The organism is Mangrovibacter yixingensis (genome assembly GCF_020523985.1).
GTDB lineage: Bacteria > Pseudomonadota > Gammaproteobacteria > Enterobacterales > Enterobacteriaceae > Mangrovibacter > Mangrovibacter yixingensis.
The window spans coordinates 50,460-60,748 of the sequence record NZ_JAIVKM010000013.1 but is presented as its reverse complement, the minus strand read 5'-3'; the positions used below and the strand labels follow the sequence as shown (position 1 = coordinate 60,748).

The following is a 10,289-nucleotide window of genomic DNA, read 5'->3' as shown; positions in this document are numbered from 1 at the left end:
GTTATTGTTGGCAAACTGATGGCCCATTCCTGATTACTTTTATTTATATATTTTAATTTTTTAATCGATAAAAAGCCTAAGAAAATAACCGACAGAAAAAACAGGGGGGGGTGAACAGTTGTGAACACTGAGTGAACACTTATTTCTCAACTGTTCACCTCTTATCTTACTGTATTACTTATCTTTTTATTTAGAGTGAACAGTAGTGAACAGTTTTTATTATAAAAATAACCAGTGATAGGGGTTTCCTGCGACCTTTTCCTGGCAAGCCGGGTTTTGAGGGCTGTTTGTGTCATTTTTGCCACAACGGCAATGAGTCGTGTTGTTGTGTGTGACACGGCAGAATCTCCTCATCTTGAAACTGTGAGGAGCCCGAACATGACCAAACCCCGTATGCCTGATTACCTGAAACCGGCACTGACACAACTGGACAGCGCCAGAGCCGCCCATCTTGAAAACGCCCGCCGGATGGATGAAATCACCACCGCCATCAGCCGTGCGGCAGAGCAGAAAACCGCGCTGGAGCAGGAAAACGACGGTGACACCGGCGCATGGCGCAGTGCCTTTCGTGCCGGTGGTGCCATCCTGACCGATGAACTGAAACAGCGGCATATTGAGCAGGTGACACGCCGGACGCTGGCGCAGGAATGTGAGAACCTCTCTGAAGTGCTGGCATTTGAGCGCGACCACCTGCGGGCGGCCTGTGACGGCACGGCCAGAGCGTGGCGGCAGGCACATCACCATGTCCTGAGTCAGTATGCAGAACATGAGCTGGATGCCGCATTACGTGAAACCTGCGGGGCGCTTGTCCGGGCGATGAAATTAAGTGTACTGGTACGGGAAAATCCCCTTGCCAACACCACCGGCCATCAGGGTTATACCGAACCGGAACAGGCGGTAATGCAGCAGGTGAAAAACTGGCTTGAGCGGTCAGTTAAAAACTGCAATATCCGTCTGACAGATGAACCGGTGTTGTACAAAACCGGACTGTCGGCGGCCACACTGCCGCATATGGAACACGGTGTGGCGGCCACGCCCGTTCAGCGTCAGGTCTGGCAGGCGAAAATGCGCCAGCGTGAGTCTGACCTGAAAGCACGGGGGTTACTGTCATGATGTGCTGCCCGTTCTGCCGTCAGGCCGCCCATGTGCGAACCAGCCGCTACATGTCGGAAAACGTCAAGGAGCGTTATCACCAGTGCCAGAATCTGGAGTGCTCGGCCACCTTCAAAACCCATGAATCCATTTTTGAAGTGATTCGCTCACCGGTTGTGGAAGAAAAGCCCGCCCCGGTGCCGCCATCCGCCACAGCCACCGGCAGGGTTAAAGGCTGTTACCGCTCACCGTTCCGCCACTAACCAGGAGAAACCCCGGTGACCACCATCACATTGCAGCAGGCCGCAGAGGCCTGCCAGACCAACAAAGCCGCCTGGCTGAACCGTAAATCAGAGCTGGCCGCGGCAGAGCAGGAATACCGCGAACAGCTTCTGGCTGTTGATGACCCCATTCCGGCCAGAATGCAGGAATTGCGCGACATCACTGACATCAAAAAATGGGAAGTGAATCAGGCCGCCGGTCGCTATATCCGCTCACATGAAGAAGTGCAGCGCATCAGCATCCGTACCGGGCTGAATGACTTCATGCAGCAGAACGGCGCAGCACTGGCCGCCATTCTTGCCCCGGAACTGATGCACCTGAGCGGCCAGCCTGAAATGGTACGCAAACGCGCCCTCGACCGTTCATCAGAATACCTGCGTGAAGCCCTGTCGGTGTGGCTGGCCGGAGGGCATGACATTACTTATTCAGAACGGGACAGTGAGATTTTAACCGCTGCCGGATACCGGCCGGAAGCACCTTCCCGCGATGACAGCCGGGAGCAATTTACCCCCGCACAGAACATGATTTACACCCGCCGACGTGCCGACATGGTCGCGCAGTAACCTGCGTAAAAAACCGCGAAAATCCCGCCTTTTTCCCCAAAAAAAGCCATGCATGCATAAGGTGCATGGCTTTGCATGCGTTTTATGACTACCTTTAATGCTGTTCCCGCCAGTGCTGGCAGGCGCTGAGGCCGTTAATGCAGGTGCATTAAAACCGCCCCGGAAAGCGGGCAGGCGAGGCGGGGAAAGCATTGCGCGCCATGACTGTGCTTAAGATCTGGACTACCACCAAATGATCAGTTATAAATCAATAGCTCTAAACGTGTATGGCATATTTAGTTATGCTTGTCGGGCGCTTAGCCAGACACTTTTATATTGAACGGCTTTAGGGTTGCGCTTGGTGTGCCTCTGGATTGCACTCCTAGTTGCACGTCGTCGCGCAATCCAGAGGAACACCAAGCGCTTCCTCTAGGTAAGAGCAACACGAAAGCTTACGCCACTATGTGGCGTAAGCTTCTTTTATGACAATTAATATAAGTCTTTACTCATGGAAAAAAATCAAAAAGAAAAATATGAGGAAAAGTTAAAAAAACATGTTTCAGGGTGGGAGCTTAAAAATTTTCGCGTATGTTATGACGAGCAAATAATTTTTCTTTGCGGGGCTAAAGTTGCACCATTCCATGAGCCTCAAACGACAATGAGAGGCATGTTTTATAAGTTTTGTAAAGAAAATGACTCTAGGCTTTTTAATAAACTTCTTCTTGCTGAGGCGTTTAAAAACTATCTAAAAGATAGTCATTATCCTGACTTAATTTCATTTGAAAAAGACATTGCAAACTTATCCTCTTTGATTATTATTTTTTTGGAAAGTAGTGGTTCCATTGCAGAGTTAGGCTTATTTTGTAACTTGGATGATATAAATAAAAAACTCTTAGTTATTGTCCCTGAACATGAAGTACAGGATGTTAAAAAAGAGTCGTTTATTTATCTCGGTCCACTATCCTATCTTCGTGAAAAAGTTAATAATAAATCATATATCGTTTATCCCGGCCCTGTTGACGGAAAGGATTATAACGAGCATTTGGAGTTAATTCTCGATGATGTAAAATCATTGGCCCCCTCCGATGGAAAGGAATATAAATTTGATGTAAATAACTCAGGTCACTTAGCCTTTTTACTTACCCATATTATTTCTTTAGCCATGCCGATTAGACTAAAAGAAATCATGATGTGTGTAAATGAATTAGGTATTAATGCGACTATGCAAAAAGACATAGAACGAATGCTGTTCCTGCTTGAAACTTTTTTCCATATTGAAGTATATGAATATGGTGGTACAAAATATTATTATACTAAGAGCTCAAAAGGGAGTATTAGATTGGGTAAAAACAAATCTGGCTTTACGGTTGATGAGGTTGGCATAAAAGCCGATTTGCTACTTTTTATTAATGATGCCGCAAGATGTGATGATAAAAAAAGGCGATTGGCATTGAATTCTATAAAGGAGAGGATCAATGAACATAATTGATATTATTTCTAAAAAGACCCTGCTTCCATCACCTAACGTTATGGTTTTTATTAATACAGCACCATATCGCTATAAAAAGTATTATTTACCAAAAAATAGTGGTGGCGTTCGTGAAATTGCTCAACCTTCACGTGAGTTGAAGGTTATGCAACGAATTATCATTGAAAAAATAGCTGATTTTTTACCAATTCATGAAAGTGCATTTGCATATGTCAAAGGGAAAAGCATCAAAGAAAATGCGCAAAAACACAAAAGAAATGAATATTTTCTTAAGTTAGATTTCTCAAATTTTTTCAATAGCATAAAACCCAGTGATTTACGACGCGTCTTAATAAAAAACGGCTTTGAAAATAATACATTTAACCTTTTATTAATTGATAAAATATTTTTTTATAAAAAAACGAAAAAAAGTGGCCTTACTTTAAGTGTTGGTGCCCCAAGTTCGCCGCTCATTTCAAATGCTGTTCTTTACGAATTTGACGTGAAAGTTACAGAACTATGTAACAAAGAGGGTATTACCTATACAAGATATGCGGATGATCTAACGTTTTCATGCAATGAGAAAGGGAAACTTATAGGCTTTCAAAAAAGCATAATCAAAATTTTACGGAAAATACCGTCGCCGCATTTAAGGCTGAATGATAAAAAAACAATCTATACATCAAAATCTGTGAGTCGCCGAGTCACAGGAATAGTTATAAACAATGACGGTCAATTGTCACTGGGTCGGAAAAATAAAAGAATGATTAGTAGTTTAATACATCATTATACACTTAATAAGTTGAATGCTGAGGATGTTTATAAATTGAAAGGGTACCTTTCTTATGCAAAGCATATTGAGACTACATTTATAAATTCGATGACAATAAAGTATGGCGTTGATACGATAAATGCCATACTTAAATCTAATTAAGTCCTTTCAGAAATAATATTTATTATTGTCGTCTGTGGAGTGGGTTTGGTTTCCGAATTAAATGTAAATAATATTATAGCCATGTTCAGAATAATAAGGGTTATGGGAATTAGACGTTCAATTGAAGTTAAATTAAAATAACGCTTTGATTTAGTGTGGTCATACTCTTCATTAAATGGCTTGAAAGGAAAATTATTGTCACTTTCTATTTTGTTTATTATTTGATATTTCGCTTCGTTTATTTTTCTGTATGTTGAAACTAGAAAAATCCAGTACAGATTTACTATGATGCATACAAGACATATAATGGAGTTCCATGCGGTTTGTGATAACCCCAAAGTTGATAGGTAGCTATTGAGTGATATAAGACCCGTGTTAATTGCTATAATGAATGCATTAGTCTTTAGTCTACGCTCACTAGTTTTATCTGCCATATCAACACAGAGTTTATAAATATCTATCTTCTCTTTTAATTCCATGAAATCATTACCTCTAAAATTTTCAATCCAAAGACTATTTATATAGTAAAGAAGCATACCACTGCATCATTTCTCTTCTTTGTTCAAGATATAAAGCATGGTTATATACTCCCCTTATAGCATTCTTATCCGCATGCGCTAATTGCATCTCAATCCAGGCACTCTCAAAACCTTGCTCGTGCAGTATGGTCGACATGGTATGCCTAAATCCGTGACCTGTTGCACGTCCTTTATAGCCCAGTAACTCAATCACCTGTGACACGCTTTCTTTAGATATTGGCTTACTGCGGTTGTTTCTGCCAATAAAAATGTAAGGGTAGTGCCCTGTGATAGGTTTCAGTTGTCTGAATAACTCAATCACCTGAGTAGAGAGCGGTACAAGATGAGGCCTGCGCATCTTCATCCGTTCTGCTGGTATTTCCCAGACACCTTTCTCTAAATCCACTTCGTCCCAGGTAGCAAAACGCATTTCCTGCGTTCTGACACCGGTAAGCATCACAATCTTTGTCGCATTCTTTGTGATAATGCTGCCGGTATAGGCTTCGAGATCCCGAACAAAATGAGGTAATTCTTCGGCAGAAAGGAAAGGATGGTTTTTTTGCTTGGGAACGGCCAGTGCGATAGCTAAATCAGGCGCTGGGTTATATTCAGCCCGGCCAGTAATGATGGCATAGCGAAACACTTCTCCACATCGTTGGCGTACTTTACGTGTTTTCTCCAGCGCACCACGTTTTTCTATGCGGCGCAGCACCTCCAGTAACTCCAGAGGTTTAATCTCACCAATTGGCTGTTTACCTATGAAGGGGAAAACGTCTTGCTCAAACGTTTTTATGATTTCTTCACGGTAGGCCACTGTCCAGCGGTCTGCTTTAGTTGCATGCCATTCACGGCTTACTGATTCAAATGAGTTTTCTGTTGAGAGTTTCTGTGCAATTTTCTGCTCTTTTTTCTCCTCAACGGGATCAATACCATTTGCGACTTGTTTACGGGCAATCTCGCGTTTCTCACGGGCTTCTGCAAGGCTGACTAACGCATAGCTACCGAAGGACATGAGTCTGGCTTTCCCGGCGAAACGGAAGCGAAAACGCCATCCTTTCGAACCATCTGGTTTGATGAGTATTGATAGCCCTTGCCCGTCGTTCAGTGTGTAGGGTTTGTCTTGTGGTTTTGCGCGTTTGATTTGTATGTCTGAAAGAGCCATGTGTATACGTGAAAAATGTGTATAAAAATTTTATACACATTACTATACATAAATTTCCCGGATTTAGGGAAATCGTCTCGGACTATCCCGGACGTGATATGTGCTGATTCACTTGAAAATAAAGGATTTTATGGAGTTCTGAGGACTTGCCCGGAAGACTGATGGCGGAAGATCACAGGAGTCGAACCTGCCCAGGACCGCTGGCGGCCCCATCTGGATTTGAAGTCCAGCCGTTTCACCGGAAACGACGATCTTCCTGCATCGATTGCTACATGGATGCGCGCGCATTATAACCCTTTTAAAGACTCTGAAAATCCCCTGACGAAAATATTTTCTTCCCTGCGAACCACTTAGCGCAAACCCACCACAACGCAGGCCCCGCCTGGCCTGAAATAAATTGAAATCTTGCTTCCTGGTCAACAGGTTGCGCAGATCACAGAAAACAAGAAACGTAATTCCATTACCAGAAAAAACAATACAACCACTGTTCGGAATCTTCTAAAACGGCAACAGAACACTTTACTTCTGTCTCTGCTGGCCTGAGGAAAACACATAATGAACAGTCAGGTTTTATCTCTTAAAGAGAAATTCGGTTATGGGCTGGGCGATGCTGCCAGCCATATCGTCTTTGATAACGTCATGTTGTACATGATGTTTTTTTATACCGATATTTTTGGGTTACCTGCCGCTTTTGTTGGCACCATGTTCCTTTTGGCGCGTGCGCTGGATGCGGTGTCTGACCCGTGCATGGGGCTGATAGCAGACCGCACCCGTAGCCGTTCCGGTAAGTTCCGCCCATGGATTTTATGGGGTGCACTGCCGTTTGGCATTGTCTGTGTGTTTGCCTATAGCGCGCCAGATTTGTCGATGAACGGCAAAATGATCTATGCCGCCGTGACTTACACCCTGCTCACACTGATGTATACCGTTGTGAATATTCCTTATTGCGCACTGGGTGGGGTTATCACCAATGACCCGGACCAACGTATCTCCCTGCAATCCTGGCGGTTTGTGCTGGCAACCGCGGGCGGCATGTTGTCTACGGTGTTAATGATGCCGCTGGTCACACTGATTGGTGGCGATAATAAAGCGCTGGGTTTCCAGGGCGGTATTGCCGTGCTGTCTGTAGTGGCTATTTTGATGTTCCTGTTTTGCTTCTGGAGCACAAAAGAACGTGTTGAAACCCCACCGAATACCACGCCAATGCGTGTAGACCTGCGCGACATCCTGAAAAATGACCAGTGGCGTATTGTAGGTGCGCTGACCATTCTCAATATCCTTGCCGTGGCGGTACGTGGCGGGGCGATGATGTATTACGTCACCTGGATAATGGGCAAGCCCGGTGTGTTTGCCCTGTTCCTCACCACTTATTGCGTGGGCAATTTACTCGGCAGTGCTCTGGCAAAACCCCTGACCAGTTTGATGTGCAAAGTGCAGGTGTTCTGGTTAACCAACGCAGCGCTGTGTGTGGTAAGTGCGGGGATGTTTTTTGTACCGATGCATGAAACCGCGACGATGTTCATTCTGATTGCTGTTATTGGTGTGCTGCACCAGCTCGTTACCCCAATCCAGTGGGTGATGATGTCTGATACCGTTGATTACGGTGAATGGCAGAATGGTAAACGCCTGACTGGCATCAGCTTTGCCGGCACCTTGTTTGTGCTGAAACTGGGCCTGGCGATTGGCGGCGCGATAATTGGCTGGTTGCTGGCCTTTGGCGGCTACAGTGCTGGAGCCACCGCGCAAAACAGTGCCACGCTTTCTATCATTATTGGCCTGTTTACCCTGGTGCCCGCAGTCTGCTACCTGATTAGCGCGGTAGTGGCAAAACGCTATTACACCCTGACAACCCCTTTCCTGAAAAAAATACTCGCTGAACTGGCACAAAGTGAGCGCGATAACCAACAAGCGTTTCTGGATGTGCCGGTGTCTGAACCACACCAAGTTAAGAGGATTGAGTCATGAAAATCAGTGACGGTAACTGGCTGATTCAGCCGGGCCTTGCCCTTATTCACCCGCTACAAGTATTTGAGGCACAGCAGCAGGGCAATGAACTGGTGGTGTACGCCGCACCTCGGGATGTGCGTGAGCGTGCCTGGCAGCTGGATACCCCGTTGTTCACTCTGCGTTTCTTCTCGCCACAAACCGGCATTATTGGCGTTCGTATTGAACACTTTCAGGGGGGCGTGGTGCGTGGCCCCGATTACCCGTTACAGGCAGACAGCTCAACGCCCGTCACCATCGAAAACAGTGAAACCTGCGCCATGCTGACCAGCGGCAACCTCAGCGTGCGGGTAAGTAAAGGTGAGTTTTGGGCGCTGGATTTCCTGCGTGATGGTGAACGGATCACTGGCAGCCAGGTGAAAAATAATGGCTATGTGCAGGATGCTAACAGCGGCAAAAACTACATGTTTGAGCGCCTCGACCTGGGCGTGGGCGAAACGGTGTACGGCCTGGGTGAACGTTTTACGGCTCTGGTGCGCAATGGGCAGTCTGTAGAAACCTGGAACCGCGATGGTGGCACCAGCACAGAACAGGCCTATAAAAATATCCCATTCTGGCTCACCAACAAAGGCTACGGCGTTCTGGTGAATCACCCGGAAAATGTCTCGTTCGAAGTGGGCTCTGAAAAAGTCTCCAAAGTACAGTTCAGTGTGGAAGGGGAATACCTGGAATACTTTGTGATTGACGGCCCCACACCCAAAGCGGTGCTGGACCGTTACACTCGCTTTACTGGCCGCCCGGCGCTGCCCCCGGCCTGGTCCTTTGGCCTGTGGCTCACCACGTCGTTCACCACCAATTACGATGAAGCCACTGTTAACCGCTTTATTGATGGCATGGCAGAACGCCAGTTGCCGCTGCATGTGTTCCACTTCGACTGCTTCTGGATGAAAGCATTCCAGTGGTGTGATTTCGAATGGGACCCGGCGACATTCCCGGACCCGGAAGGCATGCTGGCCCGCCTGAAAGCGCGCGGGCTGAAAATCTGCGTGTGGATCAACCCCTATATCGGCCAGAAATCGCCGCTGTTTGCCGAAGGCAAAGAGAAAGGGTACTTACTCAAACGCCCCGATGGCAGCGTATGGCAGTGGGATAAATGGCAGCCAGGCCAGGGCATTGTGGATTTCACCAACCCGGATGCCTGCACCTGGTATGCCGGGCACCTGAAGCGCCTGGTGGCGATGGGTGTGGACTGCTTCAAAACCGATTTCGGCGAGCGTATTCCGGTGGATGTCGCCTGGCATGATGGCTCCGACCCACAGAAAATGCACAACCACTACGCTTTCTTGTATAACGCCCTGGTGTGGCAGGCACTCAAAGATACCGTGGGTGAAGAAGAGGCGGTGTTATTTGCCCGTTCCGCTTCGGTTGGTGCGCAACAGTTCCCAGTGCACTGGGGCGGCGATTGCTACGCCAATTATGAATCTATGGCCGAAAGTTTACGGGGCGGCTTATCGATTGGCCTGTCGGGTTTTGGGTTCTGGAGCCATGATATTGGCGGCTTTGAAAACACAGCTCCGGCTGATGTGTACAAACGCTGGTGTGCGTTCGGCCTGCTTTCCAGCCACAGCCGCCTGCATGGCAGCAAATCTTACCGTGTACCATGGGCCTACGACGACGAAGCCTGCGATGTCGTGCGCCATTTTACCCAGCTTAAATGCCGTTTAATGCCGTATTTATACCGCCAGGCGGTGCTGGCCCACGAATGCGGCACACCGGTTATGCGCGCCATGATGCTGGACTTCCCGGATGACCCAGGCTGTGACTATCTCGACCGCCAGTACATGCTGGGAGACAGTTTGCTGGTGGCACCGGTATTCAGTGAGCAGGGCGATGTGGCGTTTTACCTGCCAGCAGGGCGCTGGACCCATTTATGGCATAACGATGAACTGGCTGGAGGCTGGCATAAACAGCGCCATGATGTCATGAGCCTGCCGGTGTATGTGCGCGATAACACATTACTGGCACTGGGTAATAACGACCAGAAACCGGATTACGCCTGGCATGAAGGCACGGCATTCCAGTTGTTTAACCTGGATGATGGGCGTGAAGCTGTGTGTGAAGTGCCCGCTCAGGATGGCCGTACTCTGTTTACCTTGCGGGTAAAACGTGAAGGCGGCACGTTACAGGTGCATGGCGAAGGGGATGCCCGTAACTGGCACCTTTGCCTGCGCAATGTTCACCAGGTAAAAGCGGTGCAGCAGGGGGAAAGCCAGAACAGTGAATGGGGGCTGGTGGTTCGCCCGGCTTCTGGCGCGTCATCGCTGGTGGTGCATTACTGATTTGCGGC

General features: G+C 47.4%; 9 protein-coding genes and 1 tRNA gene. 7 read left to right on the top strand and 3 right to left on the bottom strand.

Features of this window, described 5'->3' with window-relative positions; all coding sequences use genetic code 11:
- Window positions 1-378: 378 nt before the first annotated feature.
- The 5 genes from LC084_RS22395 to LC084_RS22375 all read left to right on the top strand — a co-directional run bounded on the left by LC084_RS22395 (window position 379) and on the right by LC084_RS22375 (window position 4,318).
- Window positions 379-1,113 (top strand): glycoprotein 3, encoded by a 735-nt coding sequence (locus LC084_RS22395; protein ID WP_226574377.1) that lies wholly within the window; start codon window positions 379-381, stop codon window positions 1,111-1,113.
- Window positions 1,110-1,355 (top strand): ogr/Delta-like zinc finger family protein, encoded by a 246-nt coding sequence (locus LC084_RS22390; RefSeq protein ID WP_226574376.1) that lies wholly within the window; start codon window positions 1,110-1,112, stop codon window positions 1,353-1,355. Before LC084_RS22395 ends, LC084_RS22390 begins: the two co-directional genes overlap by 4 nt.
- A gap of 15 nt (window positions 1,356-1,370) precedes the next feature.
- On the top strand, window positions 1,371-1,937 hold the full coding sequence (locus LC084_RS22385) for a phage polarity suppression protein (protein ID WP_226574374.1): 567 nt from the start codon (window positions 1,371-1,373) through the stop codon (window positions 1,935-1,937).
- 487 nt (window positions 1,938-2,424) lie between these two features.
- On the top strand, window positions 2,425-3,405 hold the full coding sequence (locus tag LC084_RS22380; protein ID WP_226574372.1) for a retron St85 family effector protein: 981 nt from the start codon (window positions 2,425-2,427) through the stop codon (window positions 3,403-3,405).
- Window positions 3,392-4,318, top strand: a complete 927-nt coding sequence (locus LC084_RS22375; protein WP_226574370.1) for a retron St85 family RNA-directed DNA polymerase — start codon at window positions 3,392-3,394, stop codon at window positions 4,316-4,318. The genes LC084_RS22380 and LC084_RS22375 overlap by 14 nt, the downstream gene beginning before the upstream one ends.
- Here LC084_RS22375 and LC084_RS23430 read toward each other — a convergent pair.
- The 3 genes from LC084_RS23430 to LC084_RS22365 form a co-directional block, all read right to left on the bottom strand.
- Complete coding sequence (locus LC084_RS23430; RefSeq protein WP_449826311.1) at window positions 4,315-4,797, bottom strand: RipA family octameric membrane protein; 483 nt, start codon at window positions 4,795-4,797, stop codon at window positions 4,315-4,317. The two genes, LC084_RS22375 and LC084_RS23430, sit on opposite strands and share 4 nt — an antisense overlap.
- Window positions 4,798-4,831: 34 nt before the next feature.
- Window positions 4,832-5,998 carry a tyrosine-type recombinase/integrase gene (locus LC084_RS22370; protein WP_226574367.1) on the bottom strand — a complete coding sequence of 389 codons (1,167 nt, stop codon included), beginning with the start codon at window positions 5,996-5,998 and terminating at the stop codon, window positions 4,832-4,834.
- 162 nt (window positions 5,999-6,160) lie between these two features.
- Window positions 6,161-6,255: transfer RNA gene (locus LC084_RS22365), tRNA-Sec, on the bottom strand.
- Between the two features lie 298 nt (window positions 6,256-6,553).
- Between LC084_RS22365 and LC084_RS22360 the strand changes: the two genes are divergently transcribed.
- Together LC084_RS22360 and yicI are read left to right on the top strand one after the other, a co-directional pair.
- A complete protein-coding gene (locus tag LC084_RS22360; protein WP_226574364.1) occupies window positions 6,554-7,963 on the top strand; it encodes a glycoside-pentoside-hexuronide family transporter in 1,410 nt (469 codons plus the stop codon).
- Complete coding sequence (gene yicI, locus LC084_RS22355; protein ID WP_226574361.1) at window positions 7,960-10,281, top strand: alpha-xylosidase; 2,322 nt, start codon at window positions 7,960-7,962, stop codon at window positions 10,279-10,281. Before LC084_RS22360 ends, yicI begins: the two co-directional genes overlap by 4 nt.
- The last annotated feature ends 8 nt before the right edge of the window (window positions 10,282-10,289 follow it).

Bases quoted from the DNA above. Each gene is read 5' to 3' on its own strand.
- LC084_RS22370 (WP_226574367.1), bottom strand. From the start codon at position 5,998: ATGGCTCTTTCAGACATACAAATCAAACGCGCAAAACCACAAGACAAA.
- LC084_RS22375 (WP_226574370.1), top strand. From the start codon at position 3,392: ATGAACATAATTGATATTATTTCTAAAAAGACCCTGCTTCCATCACCT.
- LC084_RS23430 (WP_449826311.1), bottom strand. From the start codon at position 4,797: ATGGAATTAAAAGAGAAGATAGATATTTATAAACTCTGTGTTGATATG.
- LC084_RS22380 (WP_226574372.1), top strand. From the start codon at position 2,425: ATGGAAAAAAATCAAAAAGAAAAATATGAGGAAAAGTTAAAAAAACAT.
- yicI (WP_226574361.1), top strand. From the start codon at position 7,960: ATGAAAATCAGTGACGGTAACTGGCTGATTCAGCCGGGCCTTGCCCTT.
- LC084_RS22390 (WP_226574376.1), top strand. From the start codon at position 1,110: ATGATGTGCTGCCCGTTCTGCCGTCAGGCCGCCCATGTGCGAACCAGC.
- LC084_RS22360 (WP_226574364.1), top strand. From the start codon at position 6,554: ATGAACAGTCAGGTTTTATCTCTTAAAGAGAAATTCGGTTATGGGCTG.
- LC084_RS22395 (WP_226574377.1), top strand. From the start codon at position 379: ATGACCAAACCCCGTATGCCTGATTACCTGAAACCGGCACTGACACAA.